At 67.4% G+C, this 15,943-nt stretch carries 15 protein-coding genes and 2 pseudogenes; 4 read left to right on the top strand and 13 right to left on the bottom strand.

All coding sequences use genetic code 11. The annotated features are described in order from the left end of the window. Window positions 1-76: 76 nt before the first annotated feature. The 11 genes and pseudogenes from ACSHXN_RS43925 to ACSHXN_RS43875 form a co-directional block, all read right to left on the bottom strand. Window positions 77-550: pseudogene (locus ACSHXN_RS43925) on the bottom strand (IS5 family transposase); the annotation flags it as partial. A gap of 645 nt (window positions 551-1,195) precedes the next feature. Then, window positions 1,196-1,456, bottom strand: a pseudogene (locus tag ACSHXN_RS43920) (ParB N-terminal domain-containing protein); the annotation flags it as partial. A 233-nt stretch (window positions 1,457-1,689) separates the two neighbouring features. After that, window positions 1,690-2,184, bottom strand: coding sequence for a hypothetical protein (locus tag ACSHXN_RS43915; RefSeq protein ID WP_438306584.1), 495 nt, complete (start codon window positions 2,182-2,184; stop codon window positions 1,690-1,692). A gap of 27 nt (window positions 2,185-2,211) precedes the next feature. Beyond that, entirely contained in the window at window positions 2,212-2,943 is a 732-nt protein-coding gene (locus ACSHXN_RS43910) for a DNA methylase (protein WP_438306583.1), read from the bottom strand. Window positions 2,944-2,956: 13 nt separating this feature from the next. Next, window positions 2,957-3,412 carry a hypothetical protein gene (locus ACSHXN_RS43905; protein ID WP_438306582.1) on the bottom strand — a complete coding sequence of 152 codons (456 nt, stop codon included), beginning with the start codon at window positions 3,410-3,412 and terminating at the stop codon, window positions 2,957-2,959. A 207-nt stretch (window positions 3,413-3,619) separates the two neighbouring features. Then, on the bottom strand, window positions 3,620-4,258 hold the full coding sequence (locus tag ACSHXN_RS43900; RefSeq protein ID WP_438306581.1) for a hypothetical protein: 639 nt from the start codon (window positions 4,256-4,258) through the stop codon (window positions 3,620-3,622). An 89-nt stretch (window positions 4,259-4,347) separates the two neighbouring features. Continuing rightward, window positions 4,348-4,734 (bottom strand): hypothetical protein, encoded by a 387-nt coding sequence (locus ACSHXN_RS43895; protein ID WP_438306580.1) that lies wholly within the window; start codon window positions 4,732-4,734, stop codon window positions 4,348-4,350. 181 nt (window positions 4,735-4,915) lie between these two features. Further along, on the bottom strand, window positions 4,916-5,602 hold the full coding sequence (locus ACSHXN_RS43890; RefSeq protein WP_438306579.1) for a hypothetical protein: 687 nt from the start codon (window positions 5,600-5,602) through the stop codon (window positions 4,916-4,918). Between the two features lie 74 nt (window positions 5,603-5,676). After that, window positions 5,677-5,916 (bottom strand): hypothetical protein, encoded by a 240-nt coding sequence (locus ACSHXN_RS43885; protein ID WP_438306578.1) that lies wholly within the window; start codon window positions 5,914-5,916, stop codon window positions 5,677-5,679. A gap of 62 nt (window positions 5,917-5,978) precedes the next feature. After that, on the bottom strand, window positions 5,979-6,323 hold the full coding sequence (locus ACSHXN_RS43880; protein WP_438306577.1) for a hypothetical protein: 345 nt from the start codon (window positions 6,321-6,323) through the stop codon (window positions 5,979-5,981). Between the two features lie 171 nt (window positions 6,324-6,494). Continuing rightward, the gene (locus tag ACSHXN_RS43875; RefSeq protein ID WP_438306576.1) at window positions 6,495-6,878 is read right to left on the bottom strand and encodes a hypothetical protein; all 384 of its coding nucleotides are present in this window, start codon (window positions 6,876-6,878) and stop codon (window positions 6,495-6,497) included. Window positions 6,879-7,429: 551 nt separating this feature from the next. Here ACSHXN_RS43875 and ACSHXN_RS43870 point away from each other — a divergent pair. Further along, a complete protein-coding gene (locus ACSHXN_RS43870) occupies window positions 7,430-7,891 on the top strand; it encodes a PaaI family thioesterase (protein WP_438306575.1) in 462 nt (153 codons plus the stop codon). Window positions 7,892-7,953: 62 nt separating this feature from the next. Here ACSHXN_RS43870 and ACSHXN_RS43865 read toward each other — a convergent pair whose 3' ends face one another. Continuing rightward, window positions 7,954-9,279, bottom strand: coding sequence for an MFS transporter (locus ACSHXN_RS43865; protein ID WP_438306574.1), 1,326 nt, complete (start codon window positions 9,277-9,279; stop codon window positions 7,954-7,956). A 732-nt stretch (window positions 9,280-10,011) separates the two neighbouring features. After that, on the bottom strand, window positions 10,012-11,700 hold the full coding sequence (locus ACSHXN_RS43860; RefSeq protein WP_438306573.1) for a class I adenylate-forming enzyme family protein: 1,689 nt from the start codon (window positions 11,698-11,700) through the stop codon (window positions 10,012-10,014). 312 nt (window positions 11,701-12,012) lie between these two features. On the opposite strand from ACSHXN_RS43860, the gene ACSHXN_RS43855 reads away from it, so the two are divergent. Genes ACSHXN_RS43855 through ACSHXN_RS43845 form a run of 3 tightly spaced genes read left to right on the top strand, consistent with a single transcriptional unit; the run spans window position 12,013 to window position 15,943 of the window. After that, on the top strand, window positions 12,013-13,848 hold the full coding sequence (locus ACSHXN_RS43855; RefSeq protein ID WP_438306879.1) for an AMP-binding protein: 1,836 nt from the start codon (window positions 12,013-12,015) through the stop codon (window positions 13,846-13,848). Continuing rightward, window positions 13,845-14,978: a beta-ketoacyl synthase N-terminal-like domain-containing protein gene (locus ACSHXN_RS43850; RefSeq protein WP_438306572.1), complete on the top strand. Its 1,134-nt coding sequence runs from the start codon at window positions 13,845-13,847 to the stop codon at window positions 14,976-14,978. The genes ACSHXN_RS43855 and ACSHXN_RS43850 overlap by 4 nt, the downstream gene beginning before the upstream one ends. Further along, on the top strand, window positions 14,975-15,943 hold the full coding sequence (locus tag ACSHXN_RS43845; protein WP_438306571.1) for a beta-ketoacyl synthase N-terminal-like domain-containing protein: 969 nt from the start codon (window positions 14,975-14,977) through the stop codon (window positions 15,941-15,943). The genes ACSHXN_RS43850 and ACSHXN_RS43845 overlap by 4 nt, the downstream gene beginning before the upstream one ends.

Here is a 15,943-nt window from a genome sequence, read left to right as displayed (position 1 = left end):
TGGATCTGCGCCTCCAGCCTGTGCCCCCGCTCGGTACCAGGTGGTGCGGTCCTAGGGCGTGTATCGAATGTGCTGGTCACAGCCACTCGTTGATGGCCGCTACGAGGACAGTCGCCTCGTAACGGACCGCGAGCTTGTCATACCTCGTGGCCACGGCACGGTGCCTTTTGAGGCGGTTGATGCCGCATTCGACCGCGTGCCGGGCCTTGTAGTCCTCGGCGTCGAACTTGGGCGGCCGACCGCCGCGAGAGCCGAGCTTCTTGCGGTTGCGGGCTTGGTCGGCCTTGTCCGGGATGGTGCAGCGGATACCGCGTCGCCGCAGGTAGGCACGGTTCTTGCGGGACGCGTACGCCTTGTCGGCGCGGACCCGACGGGGCCGGGTGCGCGGACGGCCAGCCCCCTGGCGGGCGACGCGGACCTTCTTCAGGACGGGCTCGAACTGCGGGGAGTCGCCCCGCTGCCCGGCGGTGATCACAATCGCCATGGGCTTCTGGCCCTGTTCGACGGCCAGGTGCAGCTTGGTGGTCAGGCCGCCACGCGAGCGCCCGAGGCCATGGTCATCCGGCTCGACGGTGATGCCGCCGGGGCAGCTCCTGTGGTTGTCCTCGGTGAGCGGGTTGCCCAGACCGGTGGTGAGTTCCGCCAGGGGGTGGGAGGGGTCCTTCTGCCACGACGACACGCGGCCCAGCACGGGGATGTTCGCCGCCTTCAGCTCTTCCTGGACCTTCGTGCGTGCTGCGGCGTCGGCCTGCTCGGCATGCAGCAGGGCCATCTCCTGATCCCAGTGTCCGCGCCCGCCGCTGCCCTCGTCCGCGTCGCGCTGGAGCGCCCGCATGAGCCGGTTCTCCGCGCCCCGCACGTCCTCGACCTCGGCGAGCTGGGCGGTCTGTTCCAGGTCCATGCCTGCCGCCGCCGTGCGCCGCAAGGTGGCGTCGTCGAGTGTCTGCGCCGCCTTGGCCTGCTTGGCCGCGTTGCGGCCGACCCCGAGGGCCTTGGCTGCCGTGCGCCGGTCCAGGTCGGTCATGTCGATCAGGGCGAGTTCCTGGGCCTTCAGGGTGTCCCGCTCGCTCATGCCCTCGCGGTGGTCGTTCTCCACCAGTGACAGGAACCGTGTCCAGCCGTCGCGGCCGACCAGATCTTCACGCACGTACGCCTTGATGGGGCGTACCGGGCGGCCGTCCTGCTCGGCGGCAGTGTTGGCGAGCTGCGCGGCCTGAGAGCGCCGCCAGCCCTTGAAGACGCCGTAGGTGCCGTCGGGGCGGGGCCTGACGCTGATGGGCTCCTCGACGCCGAGTTCCGTGACGGAAGCGATGAGCTTCTCGTCCGGCTCGGTGTCGTGCTCGCGGGCGTTGCACTCGTCACGCACCAGCAGCGCCGGGTCGAGCAGGACGATCTGCGGCACGGCCTCCTCATGGGTGTCGGACTTGTCGGACGGTGTCGAGACGGCGGTGGCCATGTGGCTCTCCTTCTCATGCCTCGTCGGCGAATTGCCGGGGACCAACCCCCTGCATAGTTCAAATACTAGTGTATACCTGGGTGAAGGCTAGATACCCTCTGACCTGCGGAAATGCGTACAGCTCAAGCCCTTCCGCGTTCCAACTGCTCGGCGCCCACCGTCCGTTCGGCGCGGCGGCCAGTGGGCGGTGCCACGACTGACGACCAAGACGGAACGCAGAACGTGCAGGGTGCTCACGTGCCAGATGGGCGCCGGCGCAGGGCGCAAGCGGTGCGGATCTCGGCGTCGAATTCGGGGTGCTGTCGGGAAGCAGACGGCACCAGCGCACACCGGACGTCCATGGCCCGCAGCAGCACGCGCTGTTCCACCGGAGACAGCACCCAGGGCCCCCGCTCGTCGGTGTCCAGGACGGTCAGCAGGTCCTCGGCAGCTGTGGTCTCCTCAGCGTGCCGGAACACCGGGTGCGTCCGGTTCAGCCGCAACGCAAGCGTCAGACTCGCGCTCAGGTGCGGGGCGTAGCAACGCCGAGTGGGGGTGATCACCTGGTGGCCGTCAGGAACGCTGAGGACCTGGAGCACGCTCTCGATCACCATGAGCCGTTCGTTGCTGTGCACGGGGAACGCGGATTCGGCGGCTCGACTGCCGCAGGACTGGCAGGCGTAGGAGTCGGGGCCCAGGGCCCCATAGCGGCCGCTGTGGCAGTTGTGGCAAACGATCGGGACGGGCATGTCGTACGCCTCCTTCGTGCGGGCGCGCTACGCGCTTGCTAGGGCGGGACGGGCGAGCGTGGCGGCCCGGGTCTCCGGGTCCGGGATCCAATTGCCGCCCCACTCCCCGGTGGTGAGGAACTCGCGGCCGATATAGGCGGTGTAGGCGGGCGGGATGGCCTCGGTGAGCTCCTCGTGGACGCTGGTCCACGTGATGCCCATGGCCTGCTGCATCTCGGCGACGTTGCCCTTGCCGCCGCCTTTGCCGTAGGCAGCGATGTACGGGCCGTCGCGATACACGCCGTGGCGCCAGCCCCGGACCGGACCCCGGTGCCGCCTGTGTACGGGCTGCCGGGCCGGAGGCGAGCCGATCCAGCCGATCTCGAACTGGCGGTGGCGGATGACGCCGAGATCGAACATCTCGCCGCACAGGTTGAGATCGGCGCGCATGGGCGCGCCTGGGACGTTCTCGATCACCCAGTCGACGCCGTACCACAGGCACAACTCCCTCATCTCGTCCAGGAAGTCGGCATATTCACGTCCGCGGTTGGTGCCCTTGGTCAGGGCGGTATGGCGCTGGCAGGGCGGGGAAGCGTGGACGAGGTGGAACTCCTGGCACATCTCCCGCATGGCGTCGAGAGCGTCACCCTGGATGAACCGGAAGGGATAGTTCGGCCGAGGCTGGATGTCGACGCCGACGACCTCGAAGCCGGCCAAGTGGTAGCCCATGGCCGCTCCGCCTGCGCAGCAGAACAGGTCGAGAACGCGGGGGCGCTTCACGCTGCGGTTCCCTTCACGCGTAGAAGCGGCGGGCTCTCAGCAGGCGCGCGGCGTACGGCACGGCCACGTCCTGGTGCCGCTCGGCGACGTGCTGGAGGGCCTGGTCCTGGGCGCTTGCGGCGGATTTTGCGATGCCGAATCCGGTGCAGTCGTACGCCATACGGGTGCGGCCGTCGGGTCCGGCGACCAGGACGAGAACACCGCACCGCCAGCCGTAGGGGTGGGATCGGCCGCACCGATGGCGATAGGCGACGGCGACGGGGCCGGGCGCGCCGGGCTGGATGAGCCACGCGTCGACGACGTCGCCACGGGCGGGGCTGAGGACGTGGGGGGTGCAGTGCCGCCACGTCAACTGAGGCGCAGGCCAGTCGTCGGCTGCCTGCGGGGCATCGGTGCCTGCGAGTTCGGGCGTGGAGAACTCCGGCCAGTCGGCGGGGGCGCCCCCAGGTCGGGGGAGGATCGCGGACACGGTGGGACCCTTCATCGGTACGGGCGGGGTGTGGATGTCGGGCTCTGCCAGGGAGGGGCCGACGGGCGGGCAGCGTGGGCGTGTACAGCGACAGGACGAGTCGGACCTCCCGCCGGCGGGCGCGGCGGAAGGTCCAGGCGGGCATGTCAGCCGGTGAGCTCATCTGCTGGCGTGCCGTCCACGCTGACCAGTTCGGCGCCGTCGGCGTCATCGATGGTCACGTGGCCGATCAGGTGGCCTCCGCCGGTGCGGAACTCCACGTCGAAGTCCTCGAACCTCGCGGGCCGCGTCCTCGTCCGCGGCGTTGACGTGAACCGTGATCGTGCCCGGGGCGCGCAGCGCGATCGTGTGGCCGTTGGAGGCATCCAGCGGGGCCCCGCCGTGGTTGTTGATGACCGCCTTCACGTCCTCGGTGAGGGAGATCCCCGACATGTCGGTCCGGCCCGTCACCTTGGTGAGCGTGATGTGGCGGGCTTCGGCGCCCCGCAGTTCCACGTTCTCGCCGAACACGGTGGCGGCCGCCTCGGCGTCCAGAGCGACGCCGTCCCGCAGGCTCCACGCCCACCCCATCGGGTCGCAGCCCGCGTACGCGGCCGATACGGCGCAGATGGCCTTGGGGTTACTCAGCGCCGCGGTGAGCCACGTCAGGAAGGTGGCCACCTCCGCGGGGTCGAACCCCATGAGGTACTCGGCCGTGAGACTGCCGGTGATGGAGATGCTGGAGCCGTTGCCCTTGTGGACCGTGAGCGACACCCAGGATTGGTCTTCGAACACAGTCCAGAAGGCTGCGGCGAACAGTCCCGCGGCGCGGTCTTCGGGCGTGGCAACAGCAGCGGGGTTGGTCATGATGGGTGCCCCTTCCGGGGATCGGGGTGGACCTCGGCAATCCGTGGTGCAGCGCGGATGTGTACGCGGCAGGGCGGTGCAGACCGACGTCAGGGCCTCATGCGGGTGATGCGCCCGGTGGGCAGATGGACACGCAGGACGTCCTCGTGCGTGGGCCGGTCCAGCGCCGCCAGCCGCTCGCCCAGCCCAATTGCACGGGCTGCCGTGTGGGTGTGGCCGAGGTCGGGAGTGTCCTCGGTGCTCGCGAGCGCCGCCACAATCGGATTCCATCGGAGGTGCAGGCCGTCTGCGGCCCTGTGCTCGACCGTGGTGAAGTACGCGGCAAGCATGGGCGGGCCGTCCTTGGGCTGTTCGGCGACGAAGGCCCGGACTCGGTCGACCGCGACTTGCCGCCATGCCTCCTCGGTGGCTTCCAGGGCCTCGATGATCAGGGCGTCCAGGACCTTGGGGTGCAGCAGCCGGAGTGCGTCGCGCACCGGGGGAACAGTCGGTGTGGCCAAGAGTGGGGCGAGGTCGAGGGGTGTCATCGACGCGGTGTCCTTCCATCTGTGGCGGCTGACGGCGGGCTGTCCGCCGCCGTCAGCCGCTCCCGCAGGACCAACAACATCAATACTAGTGTTTTCTTGGGTGGTGTGAACCCCCCTGTGACCAGCGGCTTTACCAGTGGTCGGGGGAAGGCGGGAGCGAGACGGTGCGCCGGGGGCCGAACCGTGCACACTGCTCGCAGTACGTGGTCACGGCGTTGGCGGTGCACGCTCCCCACTGGCACTCGAACTGCTCGCGCGGTCCGCACAGCATGCACCGCCACAGCGCGATCCCGTGCAGCTCGCACAACTCGCGGCGCCTGCGCTCGGACAGGGCTTTAAGAGCGGGGCGGGGGCGCTCGAGGCGGGCGCGGTCGACGGCCGGGAAGGACTCCTGTCCGTCGCCGATCCAGCGCGGCGACAACTGATCGAAGCGCTCGGGCGTGGTGTAGAACGGCTGGCCGACCGGACTGAACACCACGGTCAGGTGACCGGTGGAGACCAGGGCTTCGAGGCGGTGGTAGCTGAACTCTCCCAGCAGCGAAAGCATCTCGTCCTGACGCAGGCTCCAGGCGTACCCGTACCGGCGCAGGATCCGCCGCTCGGTCGCTGCCGGGCCGGTCTGGGCTGCGTCGAGTGCTTCTACGGCTGCGATAGCGGCGGTCGGATTGGAGGCGAGCTCTTGCGCGGTGTCCTCGGCGGCCGCGTGGGTGGTGTGGCTGCTGAGCGCGTAGCCGTGGAGCTGGTCAACGACCTGGTGCGTTCCTTCGTGTTCGGCGACGGCGTACCGGACGGGTCGCTGGAGGTGGCGCCGGGGCATGGCAGAACTCCATCCGTGCAAAGGGGCGACGACGGCAGGGGGAGGGACGGTTGGCAGGCGCCGGCCCGGGGTGTTCAGCCCGTGGGCAGCGGCTTGTTGGAGGTGAACACGTAGTGGCCGTGTTCCCGCAGCACGCCGGCGGTGCGCTCCACCGCTGCGGGACTGCTGTCCAACCGGCGGGTATAAGCCTCGATCTCGGGGCTCCAGGTGAACCCCTGGGCGGTCAGGTACGCCTCGGTCCAGGGCGTGAGGTCATCAGAGGACCTCGGTGCGACAACGAGACCATGAGCCGGGTCCGGTGCGACGAGGAACACGGGATCTCCTTCCCCCGCGGGCGCCGTGGCCGGGGCGCCCGCGGGTCGGGGATGACGGGTGATCAGTGGGCCACGGTGACGGTGAAATCGGCTTCCAGGACGGCGAGGGCGGCGCGGATGGCAGCGCGCGTCTCCGGGCTCGGCTTCGAGTACGGGAAGTCCAGGGCGTGCACGGCGTCGTCCAGGTGGTCGTCCGGCATCGGCAGCGTGTGCCCGCTGCGGTAGAGGGCGACGGCTGTCGCGGTAGCCACGCGGCTGCGGTTGTAGGCGACGGCTTCCGCCGCGCTGGCGTCGGCCCCGAACGCTTCGCTGGCGGTGGGCGACAGTGCCGCGATTCCGGCGGTGAAACGGCGGGCGGGAATGCGCAGGCGAGCCAGTCGAAGGAGGTGGCGCAGCGATCGCAGCATGGCAACTCCTGAAGCGCGAAGCGGGGAAATGGGGACGGCTCGGCGGGCAGACTGTCGCTGAAGTGGCGCCCCGAACCTCATTACATATACTAGTGTGATGTCGTAATGGTGTGAACCCACCCCTAACCTGCGCATCCCCCCGTTGTCGCGGCGCGTGGGCGAGAGAGATGGTCAGACGGAGAGGAGCCCAGCTGCCTTGACCAGGTCGAGGGCGTAGACCGGGTTCCGGTCGCGGTCGAGCAGCTTGGTGCAGAGGGGACGCCAGATGTGGTGGTTGCCCTCGTTGAGGTAAGCGACCCACTCGTTCATGTCGTGGAGGGCGATTCCGGGATCGGTGTCACCGAGGTCGCGGGCCAGGGTGCGCTCTTCGCCCGAGACCGTCCAGTACCGGCCGGTGGCGAGCAGGGAACCGTCCGCGCCTTCCTCGAGTTCGAGGCGGACTGCGTCGAAGTGGGCCCTGTCGCCGTGGCCTGTGAGGGTGTCACGGACGGCGGCCGCGGTGACGACGGCCATCACACGGCCCAGGGATTCGTTTGCTGCCTGGCTGGCGCTCACGGCTGCGTGGGCTGCGGTCGCGATCGCAGCCGAGTCGGGCAGGAGGTACGGCGGCTGTTTGTCGCGGGGTGCCTTGCACTCGGGGCAGCGGGTCACTTCCCTGTCAAGTATTTGTGTTCAGGCGGATTGCCTTGTTGCAGGCGACCGGCGGTCAGCCCTCCGGACCACTTGGAAAGGCGAGGGCCTTGCTTTCCTGACGGCAGCTCCAGCGGGCCCAGGCCCGGGGCGTTTGCGAGTGTGGCTGACATGCGCTGTTGCAGTCGGTCGAAGATCGTTCGCCGTACAAGGGCAGAGCCGTGGTCGATTACGTGCTGGCCCGTCTGTGATCCATTGCGCGCCGTGCTTACGGGCCCGAGATGATCGCGGGTAGAGCCACACCGGCCGATGTGGGCAACATTTACCACGTCCTGGCGGAACAGCGGAGCTGCGTCGCATTGCGTCGGCCACGTCTGCGAATGGCTGGCGGCCAGGCATTGTCAAGCTGACTGCCGCGAGCACTTGACGCTGGGCGCATCTGTTCCCATATTCAAGTCCGGGAATAGAGTGGCGCAATGGACATGATCAGGGATGCCACTGCCCCGTCATCGAACCTTCCTGACCACCTGCCACAGGCGCTCCGGGAGGTCCTGGAAGCCCATGGGTGTGTGGCCGATGCCTTGTACACCAAACTCGGGATCAAGATCACCGAGGCGGGTGCGGAGCGCGTCACCGGTACCATGCCGGTGGAGGGCAACACCCAGCCATACAGCATGCTGCACGGCGGCGCCTCGTTGGCGTTCGCCGAGACGCTGGCGTCGATCGGCGCGATCATCCACGCTGGTCCCTCCCGGCTCGCCCTGGGGGCCGAGGTGAGCGCGACGCACCACAAGTCCACGCGTTCGGGGCTGGTGCACGGCGAGGCGGTGGCCCTGCACAGGGGGCTGACGTCCGTTACCTATGACGTGACCGTGCGGGATGCCAAGCAGCGCAGGATGTCCAGTGTCCGCGTCACCTGCGCGATCCGTCAGCGGTAGTGAACAGCGGGGTGGCCACGACGGCATCGCTGTCGTGGCCACCCCGCCTGGCTGATGAGAGTTCAGTTAGCCGTGGGGCCGGTCTTCTCCGCCACGATGGGCGCCTGCGGAGTCTTCGCGGGCGGCTTCCTGTTGATCGCGGAGACGAACATGACGAGGACGGTGAGAACCTGCAGGCCCAGCGCTGTGAGGGTTAGAGGCACTGCGCCGTGCGAGAGCACGAGGCCGCCTACGAGGCTGCCGATGGCTTGGCCTGCGTAGACGGCCGAGCCGGACAGGGACAGCACCGTCTGCGCATGCGGCCCACCCGCATCGACGAGCCGCTTCTGCTGTGAGGGGTTGACCGTCCAACCGACGAGCGACCAGACGACGAGCAGAGCGAGCAGCCAGACAATTGTGGAGGCGCCGCCGGATCCGTAAGCAGCCAGCACGACGAACAGCCCCATGACGGCGATCAGGATCGTGGAGGAGATCAGAGCGATGCGCTGTGGCGGATAGTGGTCGATGAGCCATCCGGCGGCGAAGTTGGAGATGACGCCGCAGAGGCCGTACGCGAGGTAGACCCAGGTAACGGCGCTGCCGCTGATGCCGCCAATCTCGTTGGCGAGCCATGCCAGATATGCATAAAGCGCGAACATGCCGGCGAAGGTCAGCAGGCTGCCGAGCAGTATGGTCGGGACACGCGGCAGCACCGCGGCCTTGGCCCGCTGGGAGAGTGAGGCGACGCCGGACGACGGCACTGCTGGCAGGGCTCGAACCAGACCCAAGAGCGCCGCGAGGCTCAGTGCGGCGACGAATACAAAAGCAGCGCGCCAGTTGGAGAATCCGGCGATCAGCGTGCCGAGGGGGACACCGAGAGCGCTGGCGATGGTGAGGCCGCCGAGGATGGCGGTCAGGGCACGGCCGCGCTCCTCGGGCGCCACGATGGTCGCTGCGCTGGCCGAGGCAGCGGGCATGAAGACAGCGGCAGCTAAGGCCGCCAGGACGCGCGCGATCATCATGATCGCATAGTTGGGTGCCGCCGCCGCCAGCACATTGGCGACGACGAACCCGAAGAGCGCTCCTGTGAGAACTCGTCGGCGGTCGATGGTGCCGGTAGCTACAGCGAGGAAAGGCCCGGCGACGGCGTAAACAGCGGCGAACACGGTGATGAGCAGTCCGGCGGTACCGACTGACACGCCAAGGTGCTCGCCAACCGAGGGCAGCACACCGCTGATAAGGAAGGCGTCGGTGCCCATGGTGAAGGAGCCGAGGGTCATCAGGAGAACCGGCCGCCGGGCCGGCGGCCTTGGGAACACTGCGGTGAGCGATGGCGTTTTCAACGTGTCCTTCCAGGTGGAGGCAGTGCGGGGCCGTGCTGGCCGTGTCTCGGTGACGTCGGTGGCCACTGAGAACGGGTGACGCGACTCCTCGAAGGTGGCTGTTTACTGAATTTCGCCGCGTGATGTCGCCGACAGCAGCGCGCCTGGTCGGCGATGATCGCCAGCACGACAGCATGCGAGATCTGCAGTGGGAGTAATTGGGTGCTCCCACTGTTTGCGGAGTGTGGGAATCAACCTCGCATCGTGGATGACGAACTGTAGGGGTGCTGATCCATCCGCTGCTGGGCTGGCCAGGGAAGAGTGTCCAGTCCGGGGCCTGTATCCGACAGCGATATCTCCTGGCAATTGCTGACCGCGGGAGCTCGGGAGCTGGGGTCAGCGTCAGCACGGGGAGCTCTGCCGCCGGTTTGTTGCCGGTCGGCCACCAAGAGGCGGGCAGTGAGCAACACCTGGCCTGCGACAGGAACAGCGTCCCTCAGGTTCTGGCCTTGGTCGGCGGTATCAACACCGACACGGCGACCGCAGCCCCTGCGCTGCTGCCCGAAAGTGCTGCTCGACGACAATGGGCTTCGACCGCGCCCCTGGCTGACACAGGACGCGCAAGCACAGGCGTCGTCTCCCTCGCGCCCTCCCGCATGTGCTGGCGGCGGTTTGAGAAGAGCCACTCGTGTTCCTTTGCGTGCTCCATGGACTGGCGTGACGTCCCATCGTGGCCTATTGGGACGCCCCTGTTTGCCCGCCAGGCGGAAATTCGGCCAGCCCCGGCGCAGGGCCGGGGCTGGCTGTCTGTGCCGACCGTCAGCGCATGGCAAAGGACATGGCATCCCGCTTGCGGACGTATGCGGGGAGGTCGGCGTAGCGCTCACGCAACTGGCGCTTGAGCGTCTTGCCTGTGGGGCCGACGGGGATATCGGCGTCCTCGGCGGCAAGCTCCAGCAGGGCGATTGGCGGCTGGCCCTTGTCGGCCAAGGCACTGTTGGCGCGTTCCAATAGCGTGGCCGGATCTGCCTGGGTGCTCTCGTAGAGCCGCACGACAGCCACCGGGACCGTCCTGCCGCCGTCTTGGCCAGCGACAACCGCGCAATCTGCTGCCTCGGGAAGGCTCAGGAGGAGGATTTCCTCCATAAGGACTGAGAACCCGTCACCTTCTGTGGTGCGGATGCGGTCGACGAGCCGATCTACGTGGTAAAAGTCGCCACCGGTCGTGCGGTAGGCGAGGTCACCGGAAAGCCGGTAGCCGTTCAGCTTGCTGCGGTAGTAGGTGTCGGAGTCGTTCCAGTAGCCAGGCGAAAGAGATTCGCTGCGGATGGCCAGGAGGCCGACTTCGCCGTCTGCGGCGGGTGAGCCATCCTCGCGGAGAACGGCGACGTCCGCGAACGGGATGGCTCTTCCGAGATAACGCGGCCGTTCGGGCGTTTCCGAGGTAATAGTGTGCCCGAGCGCCGCCCAGCCGAGTTCGGATGCGCCGAGACCGTCACGGAACGATGAACCAGGTATATTCTCGGCGTCAACCATGCGGGAACCGAGGTTGATGAGCGTGCGAATATGGGCGTCGTGAGCCGAATCGCCAGTGTTCATCCACTCCCTGACCGACGTGAAGTCTTCTGCTTTTGGTCCAGAGGTAGCGAGAGCGGCATGCACGGGGTGGAAAGCCTGAACGATCGTCGGCCGGTACATGCGTACCGCTCGCGTCACCCCCTCTGCACTGCGGTCGGAAAGCGAGATGAACGGCAGCCCAGCGAGAACTGCATAGAATGTGAACGCGATGGCACCGGAATGCGACTGGGAAATAGCTGAAAGCATCAAGGAATCGTCAGGCTCCGGGTGGCTCCGAAGTCGGAATCGGGCGCCGACAACACTCTGCCTGTGTGTCCATACAACCAGCTTCGGCACGCCGGTAGTCCCGGAGGTATGGCAGAGGACCACCGGATCGTCGTCGGCGTGACGGAACCACGGCGTCTCCGGCAGATGCCCTGGCTCCAGGCCGGCCGACTCTCGGGTATGCGTCCAGCGCAGGCTGCTTATCCGGGCCAGACCGCTTTGGATCAGGGAGAGATGAGCCGCGTCGGTGTACACGCCGACGGGCGCCGAGCGCTCGATCAGCGCGAGTGCGTACTCGGGTGGCAGCAGCCCGTTCAGAAGGACAGGTATCGCCCCTATCTGAGCCAGTGCCGTGAGGTGGATCTGATCTTCCAGGGAGTCCTCTATATAGACCGCGACACGGTCGCGCGGGCCCACTCCGTGAGCCACGTACCAGGCCGACCATGCCTCGGCCAGATCGTTCAACTGCGAGAGGCTGAAAAACGTCTGTTCCTTTCCCTGCGCGTCGATAACTGGCTTGTCAGTGAGGAGCACGGGAATAGCGGGCGTCTTGCTCGTGCGCAGCGCCGTGCGCCAGGCATTGCCGCCGCCGAAGGATTCCTCCGCCAGTGCGTTGCGGGCGTCTGCACTCCGAAGGGTCTGCAGCGAGAAACTCAATGATATCACCAGGCTTAGTCGAGGGTGGATCGCCGCTGTATGGGTCATTGCCGTGAGATGGATCCCGCTCTTCCCGGGGATTCCTCCTTGTAGACCGCGACACAGTCGGCCCACTCCGCAGGAAATGCGCCCCGGCCGACCATACCTAGGCTGATTCCTCCGTAAACCAAATGGCTTATTCTATGCGAATCTTGGCCGAAATATTTCCATGATCCCGTTGGGTATTGTCACAGCCGTCGGGGCGTGCTTACAGTTCCGGCGCGTTCGGCTTTGCGGCGGGGGCATATGTCCGCGACGCGTGACATCTCATTTTCCGGACACATGCGAAGGGTAGATTTTGTGGCTGACATAAGACGTGCCAGCACACTCATCCAGAGATTGAGGGCGATTGTCGCGGAAGTTCTTGAGGTGCCCGACGAGAATCTGGAAGGGGACGCGCTCTTCTTTGAGGATCTTGCTATCGACTCCCTGGAAAAGGCGGAGATCATCGCCCGCGTCGAGAAAGAATTTCAGGTTAAGTTGAGCCCCGATGACGCCGCCGCCATGCGCAGCATCGAGGATGCCGCGGTGGTCCTGGAAAGCAGCGGTAATAGATCGCAGGAACTGGATCTCGTCGCCTGGCTGGTCGGCACACACCTCGAAGGGGGGCGCGGGACGCACGCCGCATATACCGACCCTGTCGAGGGCGATGTCACCTACGTAGGGCTCTATGAGGCCGCCCGGCGGTACGCGTCCGTGCTGCGTGACGCTGGCATCCCCTCCGGCTCGCGTGGCCTGGCAATCGCAGACGACTCCGTCGTCACGGTGGCGGCTGTCCTTGGCATGTGGTGGCACGGCTGCGTTCCCGTGATCGTCAGCCCCATGCTCACCGACGACGAACTTCTGTACATCGCTGGCGACTGCGAGCCCGGCTTCGTGCACCTCGACGCCGCCGGCAAACGGCAGAGCGCGCTGACCGAACTGTTCGCCGACTACAGGCTGATCGCTGGCGAGACCGTCCGCCCCCAACTCTTTAGTGATGGAACGGGAGGCGGCTCTGGCGGTGACTTTGAGCGCAGCGGCGAGACCATCTACGAGACTGGCGCCTTGCGGTGGCCCAAGGGGCGCGAGGCACTGGTCCAGTACACTTCGGGCAGCACCGGGATGCCCAAGGGTGTCCGGCACAGCGCTGGTGCGCTCGCGGCAACGGTGGCTGGATTCGGCTCGGTCCTCGGGTTGCGCGCGGACGACGTGGTCCTGTCCACCGCCCGTATGTCCTTCGGTTACGGTTTCGGCAGCAGCGTCCTGTTCCCGCTCGCTGCCGGAGCTCGTACCGTCCTGATCCGCGGAAGCGTTGACGTGCACGCCGTCACCGCGAAGATCAACCGCTACGCGCCAACGGTGATGTGGTCCGTGCCCCGCCTGTACGCGGCGCTGGTCGATGCCGGAGCTGACGGGCCGCGTACGGACTCCGTACGGTTGTGTGTCGCCGCCGGGGAGAACCTTCCGGCCGCTTTGAGTGAACGTATCCAGGAGGCGTTCGGCGCCAACCTGATCAACGGACTCGGCGCGACGGAAGTCCTGTTCATCGTTGTGGCCACCCCACCGGTCCGCCCGATGCCAGGCAGTGTGGGGGTCGCTGTACCGGGCGTGACAGCCACCATCCGTGACACGGAGGGTCGCCTCGCGCCCGATGGCACCGAGGGGCGTCTCCACATCAATGGTCCCACCGTCGCACTTGGCTACATCGGCCGGGAGGACGCGGTGGCGAAGACCTTCGCCGACGGCGGCGCATACACCGGCGACATCGCCCTGCGCGACACTGATGGCGCGATTATCCACCTCTGCCGCGCCGACGACCTGCTGAACCTCGGTGGATACAAGGTGGTGCCTGGAGAGATCGAGGCCGTGGTCCGTGCCGTGAACGGCGTTCGCGAGTGCGCCGTGGTCGGCACGCGTGACAGCCACGGCCTGGAAGAGGCCGTGCTGTATGTCGTCGCCGATACAGCCTCCGCCACCGACATCGACGCACTCCGCCGGTCGATCAACACCGCCATCCGCTCCCAATTGGCTCCCTACAAGCGTCCGGCACGGACGGAGTTTCTCGACCGGCTACCCGTCACCTCAACCGGAAAGCTCGCCGCCTACCAGTTGAGAAAGCAGGCGATTCGGTCGTGACGTGGGACATCACCGGGCTTGGTGCCGTTGCCAACCTTGGCGTAACCCCTGAGGAAATCTACGGCGCGCTGTGCGCTGGCAAGGAGACCCGCACGCCACTCAATGCTTTCGATACCGCACAGTACCGGGCCCGGTACGCCTACGAGATCGACGACCGTGCGGGCGGCGAGGACGAGCCTCTGCGTGCCACCAAATGGCTGACCGCGGCCGTGCGGCAGGCCCTCGCCGACGCGAGTCTGCCCGAGGACCTCTCAGGCATCCCCGTGCTCATCGGCACCACGATGCGGGAGCAGCGCAGTGCCGAGTTGTGGTGGACCAAGGCGGCAGGCATCAGCCCCGGCGACCTCTACTTCGGCGGGGCCTTGCAGCAGGCATTCGGCGCTATTTCCACCTACACTTTCGCCAATGCCTGCTCCGCCTCGCTTTATGCGCTTGGCATGGGAGCCGACATGATCGATCTCGGCCTGGCCGACGCGGTTGTCGTAGCAGGGACCGACTCGATGACCGAGAGCGCTTTCGGGACCCTTGACAAGGTGCAAAACGACACCCCTGACGCTTTGCGGCCCTTCGACGTGTCACACAAGGGCATGCTGATGGGCGAAGGCGCCGTGGCCGTGGTCCTGCGACGGACTGGCACCCATGGGACACCCACGCACGCCCGACTGAAGTCCGTGAGCATGAACTGCGACGCCTTCCATCCCACGGCCCCCGACCACAACGGCATCCGCGCGGCCGTCTCCGAGGCCCATGAACGGGCCGGAGTGACGCCCGCAGACATCGACCTGGTGATGCTGCACGGCAGCGGCACTCCACGCAACGACGAGACCGAGGCGGCCGTCCTAGCGGACATCTTCGCCGCAACCGGACACCGCCCCTGGATGACGGCCATCAAGTCCATGACCGGCCACACGCTTGGCGGTTCGGGCCTACTGAGTCTTGTCATGGCGCTCCTCGCGATGCGCCACGGGGCTGTGCCACCGGTCCTTGGGCTGAGCGAACCCATCGAGGAGGCCACCGCCCTCTCCCTGGTACAGAACCGGGCGGTAGAGGCGACCGTCGGCACGGCCCAGGTGAACGCCTTCGGTTTCGGCGGAATCAACGCGGTCGCGATTGTGGAGGCGGCACGGTGACCAGCACACCCAGCAGACAGCTGGCACAGGATCTCGGCGTCTCCGTCGTCGTGACGGGCACCGGCACGGCCGTTCCTGGCCTGGGAAAAGCCGGAGATCTGTTCACCGGCAAAACGCCGGAGCGCCCCTTCGACCCCGAATCCGCCCTCAAGGGCCGCGAGATGCGCAACAAGGACCGTGCTTCCCGGCTGGCCCTGTACGCGACCCAGCAGGCGCTGGGCGACGCCGGTCTGCTCGACGAGGCCGGGTCACTGCGTGTACCCGGTGCCCGTACGGCGGTGGTCGTGAGTTCCAACCTCGGCACATTGCAGACGGTGTGCGACTTAACCGACACCATCGCCCGCGAGACGGTCACCGGGCTTAGCCCGCTGGGCCTGCCCCAGACGTCCAGCAATGTCGTCGCGGGCTGGATCGCGATCCGCCACGGCCTGCGCGGCCCGAACCTCACGGTCTGCAACGGTGCCACCAGCGGACTGGACGCCATGCACTGGGCACACACTCTGATCAGAGCCGGGCGCTGCGAACGGGCCGTTGTCGTCGGCGTCGAACCAGCCTCCGAGCACGCTGGCAAGCTCCTCGGGCGGCCCGCCCACGACGTCACCGGCGCCGTGGTAGTGGAGACGGCAGATCTGGCTGCGGCCCGCTCGTGGCCAGCCCGTGCGGCTGTCGCGGCCTACGCCCGCAGGGCCAACCTGGCGGCTGCTGTCGCGGCCGTCGAGGCAGCGGCCCCGGGGCCCGTCGAACTCTGGCTGACCACCGGCCAACGGCACCTGCCGGCAGCGGCCGTCGGACGGACGCTGGACGTCACCGCACTGCTGGGCGACTGTTCCGGGGCCCTGGGAGTGCTGCAGTGCGCCGCAGCAGCAGCTCACATGGACGAGCACTCGACGGCTGCCGCGCTTGCGGTCACGGGCGGCGGCGACGCCGACGAAGCGACCGCAGCCCTGCTTCTGACCGCCGCTTGA

Origin of the sequence: Streptomyces sp. HUAS TT11, from assembly GCF_051553595.1 — a bacterium.
Classification (GTDB): Bacteria; Actinomycetota; Actinomycetes; order Streptomycetales; family Streptomycetaceae; genus Streptomyces.
Note: the sequence above shows the minus strand (reverse complement) of the source record. Positions and strands in the feature narration are given on the sequence as shown.